Consider the following 23,558-nt stretch of genomic DNA (forward strand, 5'->3'; position numbering starts at 1 on the left):
CTAATCTTCCAGTTTTGATTCTTGATTTAGCACTGGCTGCTTTAACAACAACCGCACGCTATATACAGAAACCATCATCACCAAAGCGGTGCTGATTAAAATCACCAGCAAAATTTTCCAACCACTGGCAATCAATAAATCCTGATATTGAATCACGCCAACCACTGGCGGAATGAAAAACAGCAGCAGTTCAGCCAGTAACAGATCGGCACCGCGTTCAACGTGGGCTAATTTCAACCATTTCATTTCAAGTAAAAACAACAGCAGAAAAAACCCAAGTACCCCTGATGCCACAGGCAAATTCAGCAACTTTTGTAAGACATCAGCACAGCTCCAAACGGCCAAAATAATGATGATTTGGTAGCTCGCAGTGTTTAACTTCTTCAGCCGAGTTCGGTCATGCAACATCTCAATTTATGTCCGCATAAGCCCGCTCTTTAAACGGCTGGATCGAGACACGTTTGTAGGTTTCTAAAAAAGATTCATGTGCTAAACGTAGATCCAGATAAGTATTTAAAATTTCTTCGAGCACATCGGGAATATCTTCTGCAGGAAATGATGGTCCTAAAATATCACCGATGGATGCATCATGATCTGAGTTACCGCCTAAACTAATTTGGTAATATTCAGCGCCTTTTTTATCGACACCTAGAATGCCAATATTGCCGACATGGTGGTGTCCACACGCATTCATACAGCCTGAAATGTTCAGATCGACCTTGCCTAAATGATATAAAGCATCCAAATCATCAAAACGGCGAGCAATCGCCTCATACACCGGAATAGATTTGGCATTTGCCAATGAACAAAAGTCACCTCCCGGACAGCAAATCATATCGGTCAGAAAGCCAATATGCGCACGGGCCAAATTGCCACGATCCAAGACTTGCCACAGTTCAAACAGATCCTTTTGGCGTACATCGGTTAAGGCAATATTTTGCTCATGCGTGGTTCGCAGCTCACCAAAGGTATATTGGTCAGCCAAATCTGCAATTAAACGCATTTCATCGGAAGTCATATCCCCCGGAGCCACACCCGCCCGTTTTAAGCTGATTGTGACTATGCGGTAGCCCGCGACTTTATGTGCATGGGTATTGATATTGAACCAGTGTTTAAACTTCGGATACTGTTGGAACAACGCCTCAAAATTTTCTGCATCTAAAGGTTCATAGGCAAACGGTCGAAATACTGCATCCATTTGCGCTAAAACACTAGGCTGAACTTTGAGCAGTGTTTGAGTATGTGCAAACTCAGCTTCAACTTTTTCCGCAAAGCCCGCTGGAGTGAGGGCTTTCACTAAAATTTTAATACGCGCTTTGTATTTATTATCACGGCGACCATGCAAGTTATATACGCGCATGATGGCATCTAAATAGGCAATTAAATCTTCACGGGCTAAAAATGGCTTAATGACATGTCCCGCTAAAGGGGTGCGTCCAAGACCGCCGCCGACTTTAATTTGATAGCCCAATTCTCCTGCTTCATTTTCTACCAAATAGACCCCAACATCATGAAAAGTCTTGGCAGCACGATCTTGTTCTGGGTGTGCACAAACCGCAATTTTAAATTTACGTGGAAGGAATGAAAACTCAGGATGGAAGGTACTCCACTGGCGAATCAGTTCACAGGTGGGACGCGGGTCTGTGAGCTCCTCTTCAACGACACCTGCATACTGGTCTGTCGTGGTGTTTCGAATACAGTTGCCACTGGTCTGAATAGAATGCATGTGTACCGTAGCGAGTTCCTGCAAAATATCAGGGACATCTTCTAGCTGCGGCCAATTCAATTGAATATTTTGACGTGTTGAAATATGCGCATAACCACGGTCATACTTCTGCGCAACCTCAGCCACCTTGCGCAATTGCTCAGAGTTCATTAAGCCATAAGGCACTGCCAAACGTAGCATGGGAGCATAGCGTTGAACATATAAACCATTTTGTAAGCGTAAGGGACGATATTCTTCTTCAGTCAGTTTTCCCTCTAAATAACGCTGGGTTTGGTCGCGAAACTGTGCGACACGTTCATTTAATAAATTTTGATCAAAGTCTGTATATAAAAACATGGGGATGACCTAGGTATATGCATCAATATGAAAGAAAAGCTGTTTTGAATAGCGCATCAAAAATGCAAATTAGGCGAAAAAAGTCGCCTGCTTTCGGGACACACCATGTTGTAAACAGGTCTGCATATACTCGGCATAGACCGATAACTTTTCATAAATATGCTCCGCATAGAACATATCTTCAACCAGCTGGATCGCTTGCTGCTGGTTATAACTGCCATAACTCAACAATAACTGCGCATTCAATGTGGCGAATTTTTCACATAAATCGATATATTGCTGATCTTTGTTTTTAAAGAACAATTTCCGCATATTCCATTCACTACTGTCGATGATGGCATCATGCGCATGGGTAGAAATATAGTTAATTTTGACTTTAAAAAACTGTTCCAGCTCTGCAAGTTTTTGTGTATTGAGCACTAATGATGTCACCAAAAAAATCTGAGAGACATCGGTTCGACATAGTGCTTTGATCAATGAAAAATAGAAAAAATCGACATCATTCAATACGCTATCACTCAAATCTAAATAAACATTGAGAGCCTCAAGCACATCATCTATTTTTAGGTTTTGTTTTTGCTCTGCTTGATAGTAACGATTGAGGATATTGAGTACGGTCGGCGTTGCGGGACTGCTATAAATCACAGGATGGTTTAAATTTGCCAAGATAAAAGGCGCAAATAAAAATGCGACCTCGGCATGTTCTGCTTGAATGGCAGATTGCACAATATACTGAACTTTAGCGCTTGAAAAATCACGTAAGACTTTAGCACGCAGCAAAGTTGCTTCTAAGTTTAAATACTGCTGCGCAAGTAGATGTTGCAGTTGATCTGAAAGACCCTGCCCCTCAACCAATTCAGAAATTGTATTCAGTTGCTGTGTTATAAACATTACGCCACCATCAAGATTGTGATCCCTTCTTGAGTCAAATTTTCAGCTATTTTGGTGTGAATGAGTAGCTACAGTAAGGCTTGAAAAAACTATAACAGCGTGCCTCCTTCTCAAGTTTTATAGGTGCAAAACCATCAAAATTAGAAAAATAAATTCGTTATATAAATAGGAGCCCAATTCCATCATGGCGTTATTTTGAGTGCCTAAAAATTCAGAAACGACTTTTCTCTTTTCCTATTTCAAGCAGCCCCTTTAGCCATTGAATATAAGGTGGAATATAGAAAAGAGAATAAAAGTTATGGCTGACAAGACACCTCTAAAGTTGTTTTGATACGCTCTAATACAACGGTAGTTTTAAACCATTGCACATTCACATTATGATGAAAAAGCTGATCACATAAGGCTTGAAATCGACTCATACTTGGCACCAAGAGTACCAACATAAAATCCGCCTCGCCTGTTACGTAATAGCACTGCTGTACTTCTGGAATTGAAAAACTTGCTTTCAACTCGTCAAGGTCAGTCACGTGGGTTTGATTGACGCGAACCTCGACAAAAATTGTAATCACTTGTCCCAATTTGTCGGGATCAAGCACCGCGGTATTGCCAATAATATAGCCACTGTCTCTTAATTTTTGGATGCGACGTTGTACCGAGGCAGTTGATAAATGCACTAAATCGGCCAACTCTCGGAGTGGCGTTAAGCAATCTTTTTGCAGATGCTCCAATAAAGCGAAATCAAATTTATCCAATTGCATGAGCAGCTTCCTGCGAGAAATTTTCTCATTCAAACGGCTTTGTTGCACAAACATTCAAAAGCTAAACTTCTTCCAAGTTATCTAAATTTAAGTGGCAACTTGGGTGTGAGGTCGACCTAAATCTGTAAATTTATTTAATACGGCCACACGTGCATGAATCTCATTGACTTGGCTTTGAAAGTTTCTCGCACGGAGTTTATCGCCTAATAATTTGATGCAATGCATCTTGGTTTCTATCAGACTTCTGCGATGATAGCCTGACCAATTTTTCCATATTGTTCTTCCTAAACGTTTAACTGTTCGAAGTAATTCATTTCGCTCTAGCGAGCTGGTCTTTGTATCTTTCCAAGGTTTCGCATTTTTTCTTGGCGGAATCACCGCATGTGCTTGTCGGTCTGCAATTACTTGACGGCATTGCTTGGTGTCATAAGCCCCATCAGTATAGACAGAGTCAATCTGCTCATCTTGTGGAATCTGATCGAGTAAATCACCAAGCACTTGTGAATCACTCACATTATTTGTAGTGAGTTGAATAGTGCGTATTTGAAGGGTTTCAGCATCTATACCAATATGAAGTTTACGCCATTGGCGACGATATTCAGGTTGGTGTTTCTTACGCTTCCATTCACCTTCGCCTAGAAACTTTAAGCCAGTAGAATCGACGATGAGCAATATATTGCGCAAGGCAGTCCATTGCAACTCTTCTCATAGTTAATTGCAATATCAATATGCTTTTGTCTTCTGCAGATGGTGGAATAGTCTGGTGCTGTCCAATCTAATCTACAAAGATGAATGAGACTTTGCACAAAGCCAGTGACCATGCGTAAAGAAAGACGAAATAAGGATTTGATCATTAAACAGCATTGGATGGCTGTATCTGAATAAGTTTGATTTCGACCATGTTTACCTTTGGGTTGAGCGTACCATTGCGTCTTGGGATCAAGCCAAATTGAGAGATTTCCTCGATTTATTAATGCACTGTTATAAGAAGACCAATTGGTTGTACGATAGATTTTAGGTGTGGGCTTATTCATTTGAGAATTATATTGTGGAATAAGCCTTTAGAGATAGGTTTGTGCAACAGAGCCCTTAAATAATGGTAATTCCTTATCTTTAAAATAGAGAACGCCCGATGAAATTCATTAGGCGTTTAATTTAAATAAGTGTCAGCTTATTTTATAACTAGATGTACTTGACAATCACGATTCTTTTTCTAAATTGCCTTTAAAAAATCAATCTTGCTATTTTTGTCCTTTCACACCATTTTGTTCAATTTGTACTGCGGCTTGCCAGCTAGGTAGTTGGCTTAAACCTGCTACATAACGTTGGATATGCGGATAATTTTCACCTTGTCCCATATGATAAACTAAAGCATGTAGTCCAAAGCCCATCATAAAGTCAGCACCGGTTAAACGGTCTGCCACTAGAAATTCTTTATCTTTTAAATATTCATTTAAATGGCCAAATACTTTATCGAACTCAACTTGAGTATAATTTTCTAGAAATACCAACTTCGTGCCCTGCTTGGTTTCTATCGTATTAAACGTTTTTAACAAAAATGGCAGCATGGCAGAGCTTTCTGAGAAATGAATCCACTGTAGATAATCGACATAAGTAGATTCATCCATATCTGGTGCTAAATGCGGCGCAAGTTTCTGAATTAATAACTCAACGATTGCGCCTGACTCTGCAATAACTTTGCCATCCCATTCCAATACTGGAGATTTCCCTAAAGGATGGATGGTTTTTAAAGATTCAGGGGCCAAATGCGTGCTTGAGTCACGATAATAGCGTTTCAGCTCATAGGGCTGCTTGATTTCTTCAAGTAACCACAAAATGCGAAAAGAACGTGATTGATCTAAATGATGTAGTTTAATCATGATAATTCCTATTTTTTTAAATTTTTACAACCACTTTGCCAAAGTTTTCGCCTTTCAACATACCATTGAAAGCATTGATCGTGTTATCTAAACCTTGCACCATATGCTCTTTATATTTGATTTTTCCGTCTTTCAACCATTCAGACATTTGCTGATAGAATTCCGGATACTGACTGCCATAATCATCAAAAATAATAAAGCCTTGCATGCGAATACGCTTTTTTAAAAGGGTGGAAATAAAGCCTGGTAAACGGTCTAGCCCTTGTGCTTGCTCGGTAGCGTTATACTGGGAAACCACACCACACACCGGTACACGTGCCGCAGAGTTAAGCAATGGCCATACCGCATCAAACACTTTACCCCCTACATTCTCATAATAAATATCAATACCGTTCGGAACTGCTTGTTGTAATTGTTCTGCAAAATTTTTATCATGATGATTGATACAAGCGTCGAAGCCGAGTTCTTCTACTGCATAACGACATTTTTCAGGCCCACCTGCGACGCCAACCACGCGACAACCTTTAAGTTTGCCAATCTGTCCAACCGTAGCACCAACAGGTCCCGTTGCAGCTGCAACGACTAAAGTTTCACCGGCTTTAGGCTGACCAATGTCCAACAACCCCATATAAGCAGTAAATCCTGGCATTCCCAAAATACCCAATGCCCAAGATGGATGTTCAGGTTGCATACCTAAGCTTTGACATGCAGTCCCATTAGAAATTGCGTAGCCCTGCCAGCCATTTCCTGAAAGAACCCACTCGCCTTCTTTGAATTTTGGGTTTTTAGAGGCCACTACTTGACTGACTGTTCCACCGACCATCACTTCGCCAATTTCAACCGGTGCTGCATATGAAGGAGCATCGCTCATGCGACCACGCATATAAGGATCGAGTGACAAGTAAATGGTTTTTAACAATATCTCGCCTTGTTTAAGTTCATTGAGCTCAACTTGCTCAATACGAAAATCGCTGTGTTTTGGCTCACCCACTGGCCGTTTAGCTAAAACGATGCGTTGATTAATAACTGTTCTCACACATATAACTCCATGTTTTATTTAAAAGTATTTCTCTTCACAATCAAAAATTATGATTAAAATTTCTTTACATCCATTGTAGATGAGTTATAATAAAAAACAATACGACTGGTCTATTTTTTTACAATAGAGTAAATAATTAATATGAAGCCTACTCCTATTAAAAAGTCTGAAGCGAAGCGCTTACACATTCTTAACACCAGTTCAGACCTGATTTTGCATAAAGGTTTTACCGGTGTAGGATTACAGGAAATTTTACAGAGCTGTGAGATCCCCAAAGGCTCGTTTTATCATTATTTCCAATCCAAGGAAGCTTTCGGATGTGAATTGGTACAGCATTATGTAGATAATTATCAAGTCCGTTTAAATGATGTATGGCGTAGCGATAAATCCCCTTATCAAAAGCTGATTGAGTATTTTAATTTATGGATAGAAGATCCTGAAACACAGTGTGGTTGGGCGGATAGCTGTTTAATTGTGAAACTTGCCGCAGAAGTTGCCGATCTATCTGAAGATATGCGCTCCATTATGTCCGCTGGCGTCGATGATGTAATCGAACGTATTGCTGGTTTAATTGATTTGGGTAAACAGGATCAGTCTATCCAAGCAGATACTGAGGCCTCGACGTTGGCACAAGTACTTTACCAAATGTGGTTAGGTGCAGCATTACTGAGTAAGTTGCAAAAAGATAAAACACCATTACATCAAGCTCTGAGAGCAACTAAATTTCTATTAAAAAGTGAAGATTCATAAAAATTAAATTAAATATCAATTACATAATTAATGATAGCAGCCCAATGATTACTTATTAATGTGTTGCTATTAGATCAATTTACAATCCATGAGTATAGCGCACAATGAATTCTCCTTCTAAAGCCCTCATGACTCGTATTTTAGTTGGTTATTTAGGCTTATATCCCACACTATTACTGGTTCTCACTTTATTAAAGCCAATTACACAGCATCAAAGTTTCCCGATGATGGTGTTGATTGAAGTCATAGTATTAGTGCCAGTAACGCAACTGATTTCTTTCCCACTGGCAGGTTGGCTCATTACACAGCTAAAAAATTTTAAGAATTTGTTTTAAGAAGAAATTGTGCTGGCAACAGCAATCCTAAGTCCTTATTTTGCCAACCACAAAGGTTGGCAAAATAACTCACTTAGTCGAGATTAATCTGCGTAAGCTGGATAATCAATATAGCCTTTTTCCGTCCCACCATACATAGTACTTGCATCTACTGCATTCAATGGCCAACCATTGGCGATGCGATCGGGTAAATCTGGATTCGCAATAAATGGGCGTCCAAATGCAATTAAATCGGCCAGCCCTGCCTCTAAAATTCGAGTCCCTCTTTCTGCCGTATATCGACCTGCATAAATAATCCGACCACTGAAAGTGTCTCTGACATCTTTACGAAAATCATGAGGAAGTTCTGGTGCATTATCCCAATCAGCTTCTGCAATCGATAAATAGGCAATCCCCACTTCTTCAAGTATCTTTATAGCCTCAATATAAGTCACATGTGGATCATCTTCAACTAACCCCATGTAAACACGATCTTCCTCTGTACTTTCAAATAGCGGGGCAAAACGCACTCCTAAACGATCTGCACCAACCACCTCAGCAACTGCCTCTACTACTTCACGTAAAAAACGCAAACGATTGTTTAGTGATCCACCATATTCATCTTCACGGTGGTTACTATGTGCAGAGATAAATTGATTTACCAAATAACCATTTGCACAATGAATTTCAACCCCATCAAAACCAGCAGCCAATGCATTACGCGCTGCTTGAGCATAGAGTTGCACTAATTCTTTAACTTCTGCATTGCTTAAAGCACGTGGCATTGAAGGATCAGCCAAGGCCCCTGCATTGGGCCCGGTTTCAATAAAGACTTTAACATTACTATCAGCCCTAATAGCCGAGGGCGCGACCGGTGATGCATGATCGGGTTGCAAAGATGTATGTGAAACACGCCCAACATGCCAAAGTTGTGCAAAAATAATGCCTTCTTTAGCATGCACTGCTTCCGTCACTTTACGCCATCCAGTAATCTGTTCAGGGCTGTAAATACCGGGAGTCCAAGCATAGCCTTGACCACGTGGCTCGATTTGCGTACCTTCGGTGACCATAAATCCTGCCCCGGTACGCTGTTGATAATAGGTTGCCATCAGTTCATTTGGAATATTCCCTGGCTGAGTACTGCGCGACCGCGTTAATGGTGGCAATACAATACGGTTTTGCAAAACATACGGGCCTAAGCTCAGGTTTTGAAAAAATTTGCTGGCTTTCATTTCATTGTATCCAAGTCATCATGACTAAATTGATCTAAATTAAAAAAATACCCTTCCTTCCTGTATATAGAAAAATAAAGGAAGTAAAGCTATTCACTCAGGCCCTTCACCATTAAATGAGGGTTATTTTGCTTATTGCGCCAGTTGCTCAGAGTCAGAAGTTTTATTCACTGCTAAGCACCACAACAGGCACTCGCTACTCTTTATTTCAACAATTGAAGTAATGCTGTAGCGGTTGCAGCAGAAGAGGCTGGATTTTGTCCAGTAACCAGCAAGCCATCTACTTGAACATATACTTGCCAATCATCCACTTTAGAATAATGACCACCGTTTTGTTTAAGCATGTCTTCGACTAAAAATGGTACAATTTCAGTCAAACCTACAGCGGCCTCCTCAGTATTGGTGAAACCAGTCACTAATTTACCGCTAACTAAAGGCGCTCCATTACTCGTTTTCACATGACGAAGAACACCCGGGGCATGACACACTGCTGCAACAGGTTTGCCAGACTGAATCGCCTGTTCAATCAGAGAAATTGAAATCGGATCTTCTGCTAAATCCCACAATGGGCCATGCCCGCCTGGATAAAACACTGCATCATAATCAGCTACAGAAATTTCGCTAAGTTTATGCGTCTGTGTTAATGCTTGCATTGCAGTTGGATCTGCTTCAAAACGATGAGTGGTTTCAGTTTGAGCATCGGCTAAATTACTTTTCGGATCTAGTGGTGGCTGCCCACCTTGAGGCGACGCCAGCGTAACTTCAGCACCAGAGTCAATAAAGGTGTAATAGGGTGCAGCAAGTTCTTCTAGCCAGAAACCTGTTTTCTTACCAGTATTGCCAAGTTGATTATGTGAGGTTAAAACGATTAAAATTTTCATGTTATTTCTCCGATAATTTTCATGATTGAGGAGCATTGTTACAGGGTCAGAGCATGCCAGATACGCGCATTTAGCTTAGATGCTCATCTCGAGAATTTGGCGACTGATCTCTAATGAAACAGTTTTATGTTCGCCTAGCTGTGTAAGATTGTGTGATTTAAGTTGCGTAATGATGATCTCAATATCTGTCTCCCCCAGTCCATAATCACTAAGACGAGTCGGCAATCCAAGTTGCTCAAAGAAGGCTCGAGTACGAGCAATAGCAGTATCAATACGTTGTTCTTCATCACCTTCGACAATCTGCCAGACTTGAGCTGCATACTGTAGTAATTTTTCTCGCTTCTCTTGACGACGCACTTGTAGATTGGCCGGCAACACAATGGCCAAGGTACGAGCATGATCAATACCATGTAAAGCCGTGAGCTCATGCCCAATTAAATGGGTTGACCAATCTTGTGGTACACCAGCTCCAATTAGCCCATTCAGTGCCATGCTAGCAGCCCACATCAAATTCGCACGCGTGTCATAATCTGCTGAATCGTCCAAGATTTTCGGTCCAATCTCAATCAGAGTTTGCAATAGACCTTCGGCAAAACGATCTTGTACTTGTGCATTGACAGGGTAAGTTAAGTACTGTTCCATGACATGAACAAATGCATCGACTACGCCATTTGCTAATTGGCGCGTCGGCAAGCTAAAAGTTTTATTCGGATCGAGTACGGAAAATTGCGGAAAAACATAGGGACTGCTAAATGACAATTTGGCTTGGGTCGATTTTCTGGTGACTACCCCACCGCTATTCATTTCTGAACCAGTTGCCGGAAGGGTGAGTACACTCGCAAAAGGCAAAGCTTGAGTAATTTTAGTACCATGGGTTTCTAAAATCTCCCATGTATCCCCTGTATAATTGACTGCTGCTGCAATAAATTTAGTACCGTCAATTACCGATCCACCACCGACAGCCATCAAGAAATCTATCTTTTGTTCTCGAATCAGCTCTACAGCTTTCATGAGGGTTTCATAACTCGGATTCGGCTCAATTCCGCCAAATTCATGAATTTCTCTTGCACCTAATGCTTCACGCACTTCAGCTAAAGTACCATTCTTACGTGCACTTTCACCACCAAACAACATTAATACTTTTGCTTCTGTAGGCACATAGTCATTGATTTTAACTATTGTATCGCCACCAAAAATAATGCGGGTCGGATTATAAAAGTTAAAATTCAGCATATTTTTATCCTAGGATGATCAGCTAATTGATTTGAAAAGCCACCGTTATTCATCAAATAAACTTAAAAAAAATTGGACAACACTGCGGCTTTTGACTACACCATGTGGTGACTATACATAAAAATAGACCAGTCGTCTATTTTTATAAAAATTATTTCAGCTTGGAGACTTGAGTGATGGTTAAACACATTCAGGCTTGTTCTATACCGCTTTTATTATTGATGTATTTTCACGAGCGATAGTTGGATGGAAGGTATCATCACGTATGACTACTGACATGGTCGTGAACGCATTGGCTAAAACAGTGAATGGCTCATACAAAATAGCAATGATTAAATATTTTAAAAGCAGATTGGCACGGTTTAGCAGATGTACAAATGCGACACTAAATTAGATAGATTGGTTCAACATAAAGCATGTACATAGGTGCATTCGTTTATTTACCCTGTTTTGATATTGACCCATGTAAATGATGAGATTAAGCCATTAAATAAAGTAGCCCAACTTGAATAAAAAGCCTCTGACAAACCTCACAGGGTTAAAGTGCTGCCTTTCATTCAAAATTTCAGGCAGCACCCTCATACATTTAAGCGTCAGTATGAGCTGGTAGTTTACTCGCCAAAACATCTACTTTTTCAATAGACGGTGGCTCTGAAAATAGCTCATCGGCCTGAGCCATCAAAGCAGCTGCAACCTTGCCAGATAAATGTGCTTGGCGACCCGCCTCATCAGGAAATGCATCGAAAATACCAAATGTTGTAGGTCCAAGACGTAGGCCAAACCACGCAACTGTCGCAGGTTCTTCCATTACAATTGGTAAACCGCCTTTAAGGAAAGCTTCCACTTCGTCTTCTTTACCCGGTTTAGCTTCAAGACGGACATATAAAGCTGTTTTAAGCATGACTAAAACTCCACAATTGATTAAAATTAAAACTCATACTGACATTGATAATTGGTGGTGTTTCAAAAAGTATGCTGAAAAAAACAATATGGCTTTTGATAAAATAGAGGTATGAAAATAACGCTACAAATCAAATGTCCTACCTGTCTAAGTAACAATATAAAGAGAAATGGCATCAAAGTAGATGGGAAACAAAACCATCAATGCAAAGATTGCAAACGTCAGTTTATTGGTGCTCATGCATTAAGCTATCAAGGGTGTAACTCAGGTATTACCGGCAAGATATTACATTTAATGATCAGAGGAAGCGGTGTAAGAGATATTGCTGAAGTCGAGCGTATCAGCATTGGCAAGGTATTACGAACCTTAAGTGAATCGATCTATCAGATTCAGCCTAAACAAAGCCACTACGAATGTCTTGAAGTCGATGAACTTTGGACTTTTGTAGGGAATAAGAAAAATAAACAATGGCTTATTTATGCCTACCATCGAGAATCTGGAGAAATTGTTGCTTATGTTTGGGGTAAGCGGGATTTAGCAACGGTTCAACGTCTTAAAGCTAGACTTAAAAAGCTTGGGGTTCAATATGCTCGAATTGCGAGTGATCATTGGGATAGTTTTATTGCAGCATTTCAATGTTGCAAGCAAGTGATCGGTAAGTTTTTTACCGTCGGTATTGAAGGTAACAATTGTAGAATTCGTCATCGAATCAGGCGTGGATTTAGGAGAAGTTGCAACTTTTCTAAAAAGCTCGAAAATCATTTTAAAGCCTTTGATTTGACTTTCTTTTACCTTAATAACGGATTTGTTTAACGCCAGCATACTTTTTGAAACACCACCTGATAATTTATGTATGTCAGAAAGTTTTGTTGTACAAAGGTTAAAAACAATTTTCCATAGCAGAGCCAAAATTTGGATGTTTATTTCGGCATAATGCTATGAATTTATTCAAGTTAAGATCATTAACATTTGAATCAAAAAATCAAGATATGAGATGATTAAATTCAATCTTAGTTATATAAGGATCAATTGATTCGTCCTTAGATTTATAAGCTGACCTCTTCATCTGGAAATTATATTGCTCAAGAAGCATTCAAGAACAATATTGTACATCCTCATATCTATGAAAGTTATTTAGCTAGGAATTTGCTGTGAAACTCTATATGTTTCTCTATAAAGCTCGCAATGAAGTAATAGCTATGGTCATACCCTTCTCTTAGGTTAAGTGTAAGAGGATATTCATGTTCCAAACAAATATTACTAAGAAGCTTAGGCCTTAACTGATCTTCAAGAAAATCATCAGCTGTTCCCTGATCGACTAAAATAGGTAAATGAACTTCAGCGTTTTTGATTAATTCAATCGCATCATAGCTTTTCCATAAAGTTTCGGTTTCACCTAAGTAGTGTGTAAAAGCCTTTTTCCCCCAAGGTACTTGGCTAGGTGCAACAATTGGTGCAAAAGCAGAAATACTTTTATACAGCTCAGGATTTTTTAACCCAATTACTAATGCACCATGACCACCCATGCTATGACCCATAATGCTTTGGACTTGATTGGTCGGAAAATTCAGGTCAATCAGATTTCTAAGCTCTTCCACAATATAATCATACATTTTGAAATGCTGTGACCAGGGTGCCTGTGTTGCATTCACATAGAATCCTGCGCCTTGGCCTAAATCATAATCTGCATGATCTGGTACATCCTCTCCACGTGGGCTGGTATCTGGTGCAACAATAATGACTTTATGTTCAGCCGCATACTTTTGTGCTCCGGCTTTAGTAATAAAGTTCTGTTCGTTGCAAGTCAGTCCTGATAACCAATATAAAACTGGCAACCGCTCATCTTTATCATGAGGTGGCAGATATATTGAGAATTTCATTGAACAGTTTAATGCTATTGACTGATGGCGATACACTTCTTGCGATCCACCAAAAGAAGCATGTTTCTCAATTATTTCCATAATCAATTACCTATGCTGAGCAAGACTTCATGAGAAATCGAGTAAACAAAGAGTCCGACATTCTCCACAGAGAATAGTGATAAAGATTTAAAATGTAGGCAGGTATGTTGAACCTATACACGATGCCTACACAGATAGATCAGTTTTACAGATAATGTGCCGTTTTAGAGGATTCCATGCATGTCATTCATGATGCACATGCATGGAAAACTATAAGGTCTGACAGAATTATTCGTAATGAATTACAGTACGAATTGACTTACCTTCATGCATTAGATCAAAGGCTTCATTGATCTGATCCAAGCCCATCGTATGTGTCACAAATGGTTCTAATTGAATTTTACCGTTCATGGCATCTTCAACCATTCCTGGAAGTTGCGTACGACCTTTTACGCCACCAAAGGCAGAACCTAGCCATTTACGACCAGTAACAAGCTGGAATGGACGGGTAGAGATTTCCTGACCTGCGCCAGCTACACCAATAATTACGGATTGTCCCCAGCCACGGTGTGCACTTTCAAGGGCTGCACGCATTACATTCACGTTACCAATACATTCAAATGAATGATCTACACCCCAGCCAGTCATTTCGACAATGACTTGCTGGATTGGTTTGTCGTAGTCTTTAGGGTTCAAGAAGTCCGTTGCACCAAACTCTTTTGCCAGCGCAAATTTATCTGGATTCATGTCAACTACAATAATACGCCCTGCTTTAGCTTGACGTGCGGCTTGTACGACTGCCAGACCAATACCACCTAAACCAAAGACCGCAACACTATCACCTTCTTGTACTTTAGCCGTGTTGTGTACTGCACCGATACCCGTTGTGACACCACAACCCAGTAAGCAGACATGTTCGTGATTGGCTTCAGGATTGATTTTAGCCAATGATACTTCTGCCACTACCGTATATTCACTGAACGTTGAGCAGCCCATATAGTGGTAAATCGGTTGACCATTGTAGGAAAAACGAGTTGTGCCATCTGGCATTACACCTCTACCTTGAGTTTCGCGAACGGAAATACACAAGTTCGATTTTCCAGATTTACAGAATACGCACTCGCCACATTCAGCAGTGTAAAGTGGAATAACATGATCACCTGGTTTGACGCTAGTCACGCCTTCACCAACCTCAACTACAACGCCAGCACCTTCATGCCCGAGAATAGCAGGAAAAACACCTTCAGGATCATCGCCAGATAAAGTAAATGCGTCTGTATGACACACACCAGTATGGGAGATCTTGATTAATACTTCACCTTTCTTCGGTGGCGCAACATCAACTTCAACAATTTGAAGAGGTTGACCAGGACCAAACGCAACAGCAGCACGTGACTTCATGGAATAATTCCTTATACAGATCTATTTTAAATATGATTTTAGAATCTTGGCGATTTCAGCCAATTCTTCTTTTCGTTGTTGTTCTGTGGTTTCACCTGATACTAAAGTGTCCTTTAAATGAACCTCCAGCATTTCATTCATTAAACCATTAATAGCACCACGCACAGAGCATATTTGTTGCAGAATTGCACCACATTCCACATTGTCTTCTAACGCTTTTTCAATCGCTTGCGTCTGACCTTTGATCCTTCTGACGCGTAGAAGAATCTTTTTTTTGTCTTCAACCTGATTAGGCATCAGACCTCCTTATTTGCTAGCTTTTATACTATAGTACCCCATAGTATAAAAAAAGCAATATTTTTTATAAACCTTAAAAATTTAGGTAGTGTTTCAAAAAGTATGCTGAGATTAAATGAAGTCACTATTGGCTCTGCAACTGGATGCCATAATTAACTTTCCGAATCTTTACAATAACTTATAAAATTAAACTTCTGACATACTCCCCCCCACTTTCGACTAACTCTTTACGAAACATGTTTCTCAGGGATTTTAAAAGCAAAACCTCACGGATTTAGGCATGCTTTCTGCTTCACAGAGCGACCTTTACTGCATCTTTCCTCCACAGACAAAGTGGTATGTCCTACCGCTAGAATATTGCGAGAAGCATTAATATCCGTATTCTTGCTAAAGCCACACTCAATACTGAACTAACACATCTAATCCGATGCCTTATTTTACAATTATTTCCCTCAATACCTATAGTGAAAAGCTTACCAATACTTTGCTGCCAGTCTTTAAATGCAGTGATAAAACTATCCCATTGATTACTTGAAATTCGGGTATAGTGAATACTTAAACAAAGGTGTTGCACTTGTGTTTTGAATCTACTTTTTATACTTGAAGTGTCAACAGACTCTATACAAAATCTGAGAAATATATGAGTGCAGAAGCCACATCTATCAGCCTTCTATCCCCTGTCATACTGCTCACAGCGGCAGTGATTTCAGTCCCCTTAATCAAGCGCCTAGGATTAAGCTCGGTATTGGGATATTTAATTGCAGGATTAATTATTGGTCCATTTGGACTAGCGTTTTTCTACGATTCTGCGTCTATTCTGCATATTGCTGAGCTTGGTATTGTGATGTATCTGTTTGTGATTGGACTAGAAATGCGTCCATCGTATTTATGGAGTTTAAGAAAAGAAATTTTTGGATTAGGCGCATTACAGATTAGTGCCGGTTCATTGGGGCTAACGGCTGTAGGCTTGGTCTATGGCTATTCTTGGCAAGTGAGTTTTGTGTGTGCTGCGGGCTTTGTACTCACCTCGACTGCAATTGTGATGCAACTTTTGGGAGATCGTGGAGACATTGCTCAACCACGAGGACAAAAAATTGTCTCGATCCTGCTTTTTGAAGACTTATTGATTGTACCTTTATTGGCAATTGTCGCTTTTATCGCACCGAATCATGTTGTTGAAAGTACTTCTACGCGTTTGCAGAGCATTGGGGTTGGTTTAATCTCAATTGCAGGTTTAATCGCTGCTGGCTATTGGTTGCTTAACCCTTTATTTCGCTTATTAGCCGCAGCCAAAGCCCGTGAAGTCATGACTGCAGCAGCACTCTTGGTGGTGCTCGGCGCAGCATTACTGATGCAAGTCAGTGGCTTATCAATGGCAATGGGGGCATTCCTTGCAGGGGTATTACTCTCCGAATCCACTTTTCGCCATCAGATTGAAGCGGATATTGAACCGTTTCGTGGCATATTGCTCGGGTTGTTTTTTCTGGGCGTAGGCATGTCATTAGACCTTAATGTCGTGAAAAATAACTGGGCGTTAATCTTAAGTGCTGTACTTCTGCTGATGTTTGTCAAAGCATCCATGATTTATCTGATTGCACGCCTGACCAAAAGTCCACACTCCGAAGCACTGGATCGTGCATTACTAATGGCTCAAGGGGGTGAGTTTGCTTTTGTACTCTTTACTGCCGCCATGAGTGCTCAAGTTATTAGTGCAGTTGAACGCTCAAACCTGACTGCGATTGTGGTCTTGTCGATGATTTTGACCCCCATCATAGGCATTCTGTTTAAACGTTTTACCCAAACTACAGAACAAACTTCTTTGGAAAATATCCGTATTGCCGAAGGACTTTCTGGAAAAGTCCTGATGATTGGTTTCGGTCGTTTTGGACAAGTCTCAAGTCAATTATTGCTTGCTCGAGGTATTGACGTGACTATCATTGATAATGATATCGACATGATTCAAAACGCTGAAAGATTTGGATTTAAAATTTATTATGGCGATGGTTCCCGTTTAGATATTTTACATGCCTCAGGAGCAGATACGGCTGAAGCAATTGTTGTTTGCGTAGACCACAAAGAAACGACGAATAAGATTGTAGAGTTGGTGCAACATGAATTTCCTATGGCCAAGTTACTGGTTCGCTCTTATGACCGTGAACATGCGCTGCATTTAGCAAAACAAAATGTGGATTACATGATACGCGAAACCTTCGAGTCGGCAATGCTATTTGGCGGTGCAATTTTAGAAGAACTGGGTGTTGACCAGGGTGATGTTGAAGAAATTAGCCAAGAAATCCGAGAACGAGACAAAGAACGTTTTGAAACTGAAATTGCAGCAGATGATGTCTATGCTGGTATCGGCTTGCAATATACAGGACCGCGTCCGACTGCACCTTTAATTACACCAAAGCACACAGGGCAAATTCTGAATGAAGATGGCACTCAACATTGACTACTCCACCGGCAATATTCTCCCCGATTAATGAAAGCTCGGTTAATAAATTTTAGGTGCAGGATTATTCATTTGAAAATTATATTGCGGAATAAGCCTTAGAAATAGTTTTGTGCAACAAAGCATATCTTTAGTGAGCGGATGATATCTATTATTCATTATTTAGGAATTATTAAATCCTATAAATATCATTTATTGGATTAATTTACTTTGGTACTGTGCATATCATCCCCCAGTTAAGAATAAGGAACAACTATGAATAAGATGATGAATGCTCTTATCCTAGAAAATTTTGGTGATCATGAATTTACACGTGTAGAACTCCCTATACCTCAACCAGAGGCTGGGCAAGTTCTAGTACGTATTCATGCTAGTGGTGTGAACCCTATTGATTATAAAATTCGTATTGGTGAAGCACCATATGCTATGCCAGAGCTTCCTGCCGTGTTGGGAACAGATATGGCTGGGGTTGTAACTGCTGTTGGTGAAGGTGTCACCGACTTCAACGTCGGGGATGAAGTTTACGGTCTGATTGGTGGCGTTCGTGGTCTTCAAGGATCTTTAGCAGAATATGTTGTCGTAGATGCTGATCTGATCGCATTAAAGCCACGGAATATCTCTATGCGCGAGGCAGCAGTACTACCATTGACGTTCCTCACCGCTTGGGAAGGTTTAGTGGATCATGCGAAGGTCCAACCAGGTCAAACTGTACTGGTTCAGGGTGGTGCTGGTGGCGTTGGTTATATGGTGGTTCAGCTTGCAAAAGCACTTGATGCAAATGTTTGGGCGACTGGTCGTACAGCTGATCAATCACTGATTTCAGAACTCGGTGCAACACCTCTCGATTACACAACAGCATCTTCCGATGACATTATTGCTGCAAGCCCTGAGGGTCAAGGTTTTAACATTGTTTACGACACTGTGGGTGGTCCAGTACTCGAAGCTTCACTTTCCATGACAACTCACTATGGCCACATTACCAGCTGTGCTGCATTTGGTAATCATAATTTAGCGAGTTCATCTCTACGGTGTGCCACAGTGTCTGGCGTATTCGTCCTAATGCCGATGTTAACAGGCAATCGCCGTGCTCATCATGGTGATATCCTTAAGATCGCTACTCGTCTCGTTGAGGAAGGTAAACTGCGTCCTATTGTTGATCCTCGTCATTTTACTCTAGACCAAGCGATTGAGGCTCATGATGCTGTTCAAGATCGCTCTGCCAATATTAAGGTCGTGATTGATGTCATTTAACGCACTTCAGGCCAAGACTTGGCGCTTCAATAGTATTGGAGATACAGATGTTCTGACATTAGAAACACTTCCTGTTGCTTTACCAGCAGCAGGAGAAGTTCTAATCCAGATGAAAACGATCGGACTCAACCGGGCTGATGTAATGTTTCGGCGTGGTACTTATATTCAAAAGGCAGTATTCCCTTCTCGTCTGGGATATGAGGGAGCAGGCATAGTTCTGGCAATAGGTGAAGGTGTAAGCCAATTTTCTCCAGGAGATGCAGTATCGATTCTTCCGACTGACAATCTAGCCAAATATGGGGCATATGCGGACAAACTTCTGATTCCAGAAACTTTTTTAGTTCACAAACCTGATAGTTTAAGCTGGGAAGAAGCTTCTTCAATCTGGATGCAGTATTTGACGGCTTGGGGTGGTGTAATCCATGCTGGTGGAGTTTCGAAAGGAAAAACGATCTTGATTACAGCAGCTTCAAGTAGTGTAGGACTAGCTGCGATACAGATAGCTGAAGCAGCGGGTGCTAAGGTCATTGCAAGTACACAGACGATAGAGAAAAAGCAACGTTTACTGGATCTCGGTGTTAAAAATGTTATAGCCAGTGAAGATGAACCAGATTTGTATGAGGCGCTTGTTTTACGTTTAGGTGGAGAACATCTTGATGTCGCCTTCGATGCTGTAGGAGGGCCACATATTGAACAGATTGCAAAAGCGATGTCTGTGGCAGGAACTATGGTTATGCATGGTGCACTTAGCCCTGAGATCACACCATTTCCCCTTAAAGTTGCATTACGCAAGAGCTTAACCATGCGAGGTTTTTTGTTCCTTGAGGTTCTGCATGACCCTGTTCTAAGGGAGCAAGCCAGACGATTTATTCTTAGCAGTATAGGTGCAGGATATCTTCGTCCAGTGATCGACCGTTGCTTTAACTTTGAGGACATGCATGACGCTCAGCGCTATCTTGAATCAAATCAGCAAATAGGAAAAATTGTAGTTACTCTAGATACATGATGGTCTTATCTGATTCAGGTTTCTATATAGCCCAGCACTTCCACTAAGTAATCAAACAATGCTCGGATTCGCAAAGGTGTCGGGCCCCGCTGTGGACGATATAAATACAGGCGCCAAACAGGAGAGGTTTCCTCATGAAGTATCTGAATGAGCTTACCACTCCTAAGCCACGGCAAAACTAGAAATCCAGGCATGTGTCCGAATCCAACTCCAGCGAGAATAGCTTGAAATTCAGCTTCTAGATCATCTGTAATAAAACGGGGCTTTGATGGCGTAAAGCTTCGACTTTCAGTGAATGTCCATGGCCAGTAACGCCCTGTTTTATGATCGACTAGTGCTGTTAGAGGGTATTTATCTAGGTCAATAATTTTTTTGGGCATTCCAACCTTATCAATTAACTCTGGCGTACCCACAGAATAAAAGTTCACTTTAGCCAATTCCCTTGCCACATATCGATTGTCCGGCAAAAATCCAAATCTGATCCCGATATCTATCCGCTCATCGATCACATCCGAGTGTGAATCTGTTAGCACACAATCCACGACAATATCTGGATAACGTGTTGCAAATTCTGCTAGTGCAGGTACTACCAATTTACGCCCTAACACAGACGACACAGTAAGACGGACAGTCCCACGCATTTCATCTCGTTTTTCCTTGGTGTCTTTTACAAGCAAAGCATCGATCGATCCCACCGCAAAACGTGCTTGCTTTGCCAAACGCTCACCATCAGCAGTAATTTTAATTTGTCGAGTACTCCTGTAGAACAGAATTTCTCCGCGCTGCTCTTCTAGCTCCTTTATTGCCCGTGTCACTACCTGCGGGGAAATACCGAGCTGAGTTGCTGCCTCTTTAAAATTTCGACACTCTGCTGCGACACAAAAGATACGTATCATTTCCAATTTGTTCTGCATGTCCAATCCTGTGTTATGGTAATTATTCCGTAAATAGGAATTCTGAAAGATAATATTATTCATTTATTATACCTAACAAGGCTGTAATACTTAATCCATCAAATATGATTGACAGATAGGTTGAAGGTTACTTGTATGAATAATATAGAAAATAAAGTTATTGTTATCACAGGTGCAAGTAGTGGTTTAGGTGAAGCTACTGCTCGCTTACTTGCTAAAAAAGGTGCAAAGGTTGTACTTGGTGCTAGACGTACTGAAAAATTAGAGGCTATTGTTCACGACATTCGTGCTGAAGGTGGTCAAGCTGAATTTATTGGTATGGATATAACCAAACCACATGAAGTACAAGCACTTATTGAAAAGGCATTAAGCGCATTTGGTCAAATCGATGTATTGGTAAACAATGCTGGATTAATGTCTATTGCACCATTAAGTGAGCTAAAAGTTGATGAATGGGATCGTATGATCGACATTAATATTAAAGGTGTTCTTTATGGTATAGCAGCTACCCTACCTGTTTTCCAAAAACAAAACTTTGGACACTTTATTAATCTCGCATCTGTTGCAGGGATAAAAGTATTTAGTCCAGGAGGTACTGTTTATAGCGGTACTAAGTTTGCTGTAAGAGCCATCTCTGAAGGACTTCGTCATGAAGTTGGGGGAACAATTAGAACGACTACTATTGAGCCTGGTGCAATTGAGTCAGAACTAAAATTTGGTTCTTCTCATAAAGAAAGTTCAGAGTTTGTTACTGATTTCTACAAACAAGCCATACCAGCTGACTCAGTCGCTCGAGCAATTGCTTATGCAATTGAACAGCCTGCGGATGTAGATATTAATGAAATTGTTTTGCGCCCAACGAGCCAAGAGTTTTAATTATTAAATAACATAAAATGGGAGCACTTCGCTCCCATTTTTACTATATTTTTTAAAGTTGAGGACAAATCTATGAAAGCCGTATCGTATGTTATAAATAACCATGATGATTTTAAAAATTCATTGGTAGATATTGAAAAAGCGAAGCCTACGCTTAAGGAGCGTGATGTACTGGTAAAAGTTCAGGCAATCTCTGTGAATCCAGTTGATACCAAAGTGAGAAAAAATTCGTCTGAAGCAAATAATCGTATTTTAGGTTGGGATGCCGTTGGGGAAATTATTGAAGTTGGCTCAAAAGTTACCTCGTTTAAAGTAGGAGATTCTGTTTGGTATGCTGGCGATTTAACCCGAGATGGTAGTAATGCTGAGTTTCAAGCAGTCGATGAACGAATTATCAGTCTTAAACCCATTACAGTATCTAATGCAGAAGCAGCAGCATTGCCATTAACTGCAATAACGGCATGGGAAATGCTGTTTGATCGGTTTCAAATTTCAGAAACAGAAGTTGGCAGTATTTTAATTATTGGTGGTGCAGGCGGTGTAGGATCAATTGCTATCCAACTCCTAAAAGCAAAAACAAATCTGACCGTTATAGCAACAGCTTCACGTGAAGAAACCAAATCTTGGGTGAAATCATTGGGTGCCGACCATGTCATTGATCATAGCAAAGATTTAAATGCACAAATCGAGACACTAGGTATTGAAAATACCAAAATACGTATTCTCTACCAATCATACAGAAACCTATATCAAGCAAATAGTTTCTCTGATTGCTCCACAAGGCAAGCTTGGATTGATCGATGATCCACAAACCTTTGATATTATGCCGTTTAAGACTAAATCTATTTCTATCCATTGGGAGTTGATGTTCACCCGTTCAATGTATGAAACCGATGATATTGAAAAGCAAGGTAATCTATTGCAACAGGTTGCCCAATTAGTTGACCAGCAAAAAATTAGAAGTACCCTCAACCAAAATCTAGGAAAAATTAACGCTGCAAACTTGGAGAAGGCGCATAAGTTGCTTGAATCAGGCAAATCAAAAGGCAAAATTGTACTAGAAAACTTCTAAAACAAATTAAAGGTGAAATAATGACTATTTCAGTAATTGCAAACTTTAAGGCAAAGTCAGATCAAAAAGAGACGTTAGAAGCGCTTTTAAAAAGTGTAATAGAGCCTACGCTTCAAGAAGAAGGATGCTTGAAATATGAGCTTTATATTAGTGAAAATGACTCGAGTAGATATTTCTTCTTAGAAGAATGGCGTAGCAGGGAGGATTTAGATATCCATATAGCCTCTGATTATATTCAAAGTTTATTTGGTAATATCCAATCGCTAATTGAATCAAGTGATATTGTAGAAATCAAAAAAATATAGCTGTATTCGGACATTATGATGAAGCATTCTTCAAATTAACATAGAGACTTAGAAAGCCAACATAAAAATAGGAGCTCTAAGCTCCTATTTTTTCTGGTTTTTTTCATTTTCAGGGCTTTGTTGCACAAAGATTTGAAATGCA

22 protein-coding genes and 4 pseudogenes are annotated in these 23,558 nt (G+C 40.3%); 10 read left to right on the forward strand and 16 right to left on the reverse strand.

Annotated elements, in window-relative coordinates:
* The 7 genes and pseudogenes from AC4CU3_RS04190 to AC4CU3_RS04220 all read right to left on the reverse strand — a co-directional run bounded on the left by AC4CU3_RS04190 (window position 1) and on the right by AC4CU3_RS04220 (window position 6,627).
* Window positions 1-408: a CidA/LrgA family protein gene (locus AC4CU3_RS04190; protein ID WP_005400044.1), complete on the reverse strand. Its 408-nt coding sequence runs from the start codon at window positions 406-408 to the stop codon at window positions 1-3.
* 1 nt (window position 409) lies between these two features.
* A complete protein-coding gene (locus tag AC4CU3_RS04195; RefSeq protein WP_279045297.1) occupies window positions 410-2,062 on the reverse strand; it encodes a nitrite/sulfite reductase in 1,653 nt (550 codons plus the stop codon).
* A gap of 69 nt (window positions 2,063-2,131) precedes the next feature.
* Window positions 2,132-2,953 (reverse strand): hypothetical protein, encoded by an 822-nt coding sequence (locus AC4CU3_RS04200; RefSeq protein WP_010326135.1) that lies wholly within the window; start codon window positions 2,951-2,953, stop codon window positions 2,132-2,134.
* Window positions 2,954-3,249: 296 nt separating this feature from the next.
* Entirely contained in the window at window positions 3,250-3,711 is a 462-nt protein-coding gene (locus tag AC4CU3_RS04205) for an Lrp/AsnC family transcriptional regulator (protein WP_029574962.1), read from the reverse strand.
* Between the two features lie 87 nt (window positions 3,712-3,798).
* Window positions 3,799-4,745, reverse strand: a pseudogene (locus AC4CU3_RS04210) (IS5 family transposase).
* A 207-nt stretch (window positions 4,746-4,952) separates the two neighbouring features.
* On the reverse strand, window positions 4,953-5,591 hold the full coding sequence (locus AC4CU3_RS04215; protein WP_279045386.1) for a glutathione S-transferase: 639 nt from the start codon (window positions 5,589-5,591) through the stop codon (window positions 4,953-4,955).
* Window positions 5,592-5,607: 16 nt separating this feature from the next.
* Complete coding sequence (locus AC4CU3_RS04220; protein WP_279045384.1) at window positions 5,608-6,627, reverse strand: NADPH-dependent curcumin/dihydrocurcumin reductase; 1,020 nt, start codon at window positions 6,625-6,627, stop codon at window positions 5,608-5,610.
* 144 nt (window positions 6,628-6,771) lie between these two features.
* Between AC4CU3_RS04220 and AC4CU3_RS04225 the strand changes: the two genes are divergently transcribed.
* Both AC4CU3_RS04225 and AC4CU3_RS04230 read left to right on the forward strand, forming a co-directional pair.
* On the forward strand, window positions 6,772-7,380 hold the full coding sequence (locus AC4CU3_RS04225; protein ID WP_114837648.1) for a TetR/AcrR family transcriptional regulator: 609 nt from the start codon (window positions 6,772-6,774) through the stop codon (window positions 7,378-7,380).
* 104 nt (window positions 7,381-7,484) lie between these two features.
* Window positions 7,485-7,715 (forward strand): hypothetical protein, encoded by a 231-nt coding sequence (locus AC4CU3_RS04230; RefSeq protein WP_001087973.1) that lies wholly within the window; start codon window positions 7,485-7,487, stop codon window positions 7,713-7,715.
* An 83-nt stretch (window positions 7,716-7,798) separates the two neighbouring features.
* Here AC4CU3_RS04230 and AC4CU3_RS04235 read toward each other — a convergent pair whose 3' ends face one another.
* The 3 genes from AC4CU3_RS04235 to AC4CU3_RS04245 form a co-directional block, all read right to left on the reverse strand.
* A complete protein-coding gene (locus tag AC4CU3_RS04235; RefSeq protein WP_279045381.1) occupies window positions 7,799-8,926 on the reverse strand; it encodes an alkene reductase in 1,128 nt (375 codons plus the stop codon).
* A gap of 203 nt (window positions 8,927-9,129) precedes the next feature.
* Entirely contained in the window at window positions 9,130-9,807 is a 678-nt protein-coding gene (locus tag AC4CU3_RS04240) for a type 1 glutamine amidotransferase domain-containing protein (RefSeq protein ID WP_279045379.1), read from the reverse strand.
* A 75-nt stretch (window positions 9,808-9,882) separates the two neighbouring features.
* Window positions 9,883-11,040: an iron-containing alcohol dehydrogenase gene (locus AC4CU3_RS04245; protein ID WP_279045378.1), complete on the reverse strand. Its 1,158-nt coding sequence runs from the start codon at window positions 11,038-11,040 to the stop codon at window positions 9,883-9,885.
* 184 nt (window positions 11,041-11,224) lie between these two features.
* On the opposite strand from AC4CU3_RS04245, the pseudogene AC4CU3_RS04250 reads away from it, so the two are divergent.
* Window positions 11,225-11,553, forward strand: a pseudogene (locus AC4CU3_RS04250) (IS3 family transposase); the annotation flags it as partial.
* A 73-nt stretch (window positions 11,554-11,626) separates the two neighbouring features.
* Here the strand turns inward: AC4CU3_RS04250 and AC4CU3_RS04255 are convergent.
* On the reverse strand, window positions 11,627-11,941 hold the full coding sequence (locus AC4CU3_RS04255; protein WP_201607873.1) for a putative quinol monooxygenase: 315 nt from the start codon (window positions 11,939-11,941) through the stop codon (window positions 11,627-11,629).
* 111 nt (window positions 11,942-12,052) lie between these two features.
* Here AC4CU3_RS04255 and AC4CU3_RS04260 point away from each other — a divergent pair, with 111 nt between their 5' ends.
* Window positions 12,053-12,754 carry an IS1 family transposase gene (locus AC4CU3_RS04260; protein ID WP_017725332.1) on the forward strand — a complete coding sequence of 234 codons (702 nt, stop codon included), beginning with the start codon at window positions 12,053-12,055 and terminating at the stop codon, window positions 12,752-12,754.
* A gap of 317 nt (window positions 12,755-13,071) precedes the next feature.
* Here the strand turns inward: AC4CU3_RS04260 and fghA are convergent, their stop codons facing one another.
* From fghA to AC4CU3_RS04280, 4 genes and pseudogenes are all read right to left on the reverse strand, one after another.
* On the reverse strand, window positions 13,072-13,902 hold the full coding sequence (fghA, locus tag AC4CU3_RS04265; protein ID WP_490737988.1) for an S-formylglutathione hydrolase: 831 nt from the start codon (window positions 13,900-13,902) through the stop codon (window positions 13,072-13,074).
* 228 nt (window positions 13,903-14,130) lie between these two features.
* Complete coding sequence (locus tag AC4CU3_RS04270; RefSeq protein ID WP_004897268.1) at window positions 14,131-15,243, reverse strand: S-(hydroxymethyl)glutathione dehydrogenase/class III alcohol dehydrogenase; 1,113 nt, start codon at window positions 15,241-15,243, stop codon at window positions 14,131-14,133.
* 21 nt (window positions 15,244-15,264) lie between these two features.
* Window positions 15,265-15,540 (reverse strand): metal/formaldehyde-sensitive transcriptional repressor, encoded by a 276-nt coding sequence (locus AC4CU3_RS04275; RefSeq protein ID WP_001133625.1) that lies wholly within the window; start codon window positions 15,538-15,540, stop codon window positions 15,265-15,267.
* 418 nt (window positions 15,541-15,958) lie between these two features.
* Window positions 15,959-16,099, reverse strand: a pseudogene (locus AC4CU3_RS04280) (IS1 family transposase); the annotation flags it as partial.
* A gap of 81 nt (window positions 16,100-16,180) precedes the next feature.
* Between AC4CU3_RS04280 and AC4CU3_RS04285 the strand changes: the two are divergent.
* From AC4CU3_RS04285 to AC4CU3_RS04295, 3 genes are all read left to right on the forward strand, one after another.
* A complete protein-coding gene (locus tag AC4CU3_RS04285) occupies window positions 16,181-17,992 on the forward strand; it encodes a monovalent cation:proton antiporter-2 (CPA2) family protein (RefSeq protein WP_234303966.1) in 1,812 nt (603 codons plus the stop codon).
* Between the two features lie 255 nt (window positions 17,993-18,247).
* Complete coding sequence (locus tag AC4CU3_RS04290) at window positions 18,248-19,243, forward strand: zinc-dependent alcohol dehydrogenase family protein (RefSeq protein ID WP_279045389.1); 996 nt, start codon at window positions 18,248-18,250, stop codon at window positions 19,241-19,243.
* Window positions 19,233-20,249 (forward strand): zinc-dependent alcohol dehydrogenase family protein, encoded by a 1,017-nt coding sequence (locus tag AC4CU3_RS04295; RefSeq protein ID WP_151837056.1) that lies wholly within the window; start codon window positions 19,233-19,235, stop codon window positions 20,247-20,249. The genes AC4CU3_RS04290 and AC4CU3_RS04295 overlap by 11 nt, the downstream gene beginning before the upstream one ends.
* Before the next feature lie 14 nt (window positions 20,250-20,263).
* Here the strand turns inward: AC4CU3_RS04295 and AC4CU3_RS04300 are convergent, their stop codons facing one another.
* Window positions 20,264-21,163 (reverse strand): LysR family transcriptional regulator, encoded by a 900-nt coding sequence (locus tag AC4CU3_RS04300; RefSeq protein ID WP_279045392.1) that lies wholly within the window; start codon window positions 21,161-21,163, stop codon window positions 20,264-20,266.
* Window positions 21,164-21,298: 135 nt separating this feature from the next.
* Between AC4CU3_RS04300 and AC4CU3_RS04305 the strand changes: the two genes are divergently transcribed.
* The 3 genes and pseudogenes from AC4CU3_RS04305 (at window position 21,299) to AC4CU3_RS04315 (ending at window position 23,416) form a co-directional block, all read left to right on the forward strand.
* Complete coding sequence (locus tag AC4CU3_RS04305) at window positions 21,299-22,039, forward strand: SDR family oxidoreductase (protein WP_004647740.1); 741 nt, start codon at window positions 21,299-21,301, stop codon at window positions 22,037-22,039.
* Between the two features lie 72 nt (window positions 22,040-22,111).
* Window positions 22,112-23,111: pseudogene (locus tag AC4CU3_RS04310) on the forward strand (zinc-binding alcohol dehydrogenase family protein).
* 20 nt (window positions 23,112-23,131) lie between these two features.
* Entirely contained in the window at window positions 23,132-23,416 is a 285-nt protein-coding gene (locus tag AC4CU3_RS04315) for a putative quinol monooxygenase (protein ID WP_004647742.1), read from the forward strand.
* Window positions 23,417-23,558: the final 142 nt, after the last annotated feature.

This window comes from Acinetobacter sp. 802_lipA (assembly GCF_058242885.1).

Excerpts from the sequence above, each read along its gene's own strand:
- AC4CU3_RS04190 (WP_005400044.1), bottom strand. The coding sequence starts at position 408 with ATGTTGCATGACCGAACTCGGCTGAAGAAGTTAAACACTGCGAGCTAC.
- AC4CU3_RS04195 (WP_279045297.1), bottom strand. The coding sequence starts at position 2,062 with ATGTTTTTATATACAGACTTTGATCAAAATTTATTAAATGAACGTGTC.
- AC4CU3_RS04200 (WP_010326135.1), bottom strand. The coding sequence starts at position 2,953 with ATGTTTATAACACAGCAACTGAATACAATTTCTGAATTGGTTGAGGGG.
- AC4CU3_RS04205 (WP_029574962.1), bottom strand. The coding sequence starts at position 3,711 with ATGCAATTGGATAAATTTGATTTCGCTTTATTGGAGCATCTGCAAAAA.
- AC4CU3_RS04215 (WP_279045386.1), bottom strand. The coding sequence starts at position 5,591 with ATGATTAAACTACATCATTTAGATCAATCACGTTCTTTTCGCATTTTG.
- AC4CU3_RS04225 (WP_114837648.1), top strand. The coding sequence starts at position 6,772 with ATGAAGCCTACTCCTATTAAAAAGTCTGAAGCGAAGCGCTTACACATT.
- AC4CU3_RS04230 (WP_001087973.1), top strand. The coding sequence starts at position 7,485 with ATGAATTCTCCTTCTAAAGCCCTCATGACTCGTATTTTAGTTGGTTAT.
- AC4CU3_RS04235 (WP_279045381.1), bottom strand. The coding sequence starts at position 8,926 with ATGAAAGCCAGCAAATTTTTTCAAAACCTGAGCTTAGGCCCGTATGTT.
- AC4CU3_RS04240 (WP_279045379.1), bottom strand. The coding sequence starts at position 9,807 with ATGAAAATTTTAATCGTTTTAACCTCACATAATCAACTTGGCAATACT.
- AC4CU3_RS04245 (WP_279045378.1), bottom strand. The coding sequence starts at position 11,040 with ATGCTGAATTTTAACTTTTATAATCCGACCCGCATTATTTTTGGTGGC.
- AC4CU3_RS04255 (WP_201607873.1), bottom strand. The coding sequence starts at position 11,941 with ATGCTTAAAACAGCTTTATATGTCCGTCTTGAAGCTAAACCGGGTAAA.
- AC4CU3_RS04260 (WP_017725332.1), top strand. The coding sequence starts at position 12,053 with ATGAAAATAACGCTACAAATCAAATGTCCTACCTGTCTAAGTAACAAT.
- fghA (WP_490737988.1), bottom strand. The coding sequence starts at position 13,902 with ATGGAAATAATTGAGAAACATGCTTCTTTTGGTGGATCGCAAGAAGTG.
- AC4CU3_RS04270 (WP_004897268.1), bottom strand. The coding sequence starts at position 15,243 with ATGAAGTCACGTGCTGCTGTTGCGTTTGGTCCTGGTCAACCTCTTCAA.
- AC4CU3_RS04275 (WP_001133625.1), bottom strand. The coding sequence starts at position 15,540 with ATGCCTAATCAGGTTGAAGACAAAAAAAAGATTCTTCTACGCGTCAGA.
- AC4CU3_RS04285 (WP_234303966.1), top strand. The coding sequence starts at position 16,181 with ATGAGTGCAGAAGCCACATCTATCAGCCTTCTATCCCCTGTCATACTG.
- AC4CU3_RS04290 (WP_279045389.1), top strand. The coding sequence starts at position 18,248 with ATGAATAAGATGATGAATGCTCTTATCCTAGAAAATTTTGGTGATCAT.
- AC4CU3_RS04295 (WP_151837056.1), top strand. The coding sequence starts at position 19,233 with ATGTCATTTAACGCACTTCAGGCCAAGACTTGGCGCTTCAATAGTATT.
- AC4CU3_RS04300 (WP_279045392.1), bottom strand. The coding sequence starts at position 21,163 with ATGCAGAACAAATTGGAAATGATACGTATCTTTTGTGTCGCAGCAGAG.
- AC4CU3_RS04305 (WP_004647740.1), top strand. The coding sequence starts at position 21,299 with ATGAATAATATAGAAAATAAAGTTATTGTTATCACAGGTGCAAGTAGT.
- AC4CU3_RS04315 (WP_004647742.1), top strand. The coding sequence starts at position 23,132 with ATGACTATTTCAGTAATTGCAAACTTTAAGGCAAAGTCAGATCAAAAA.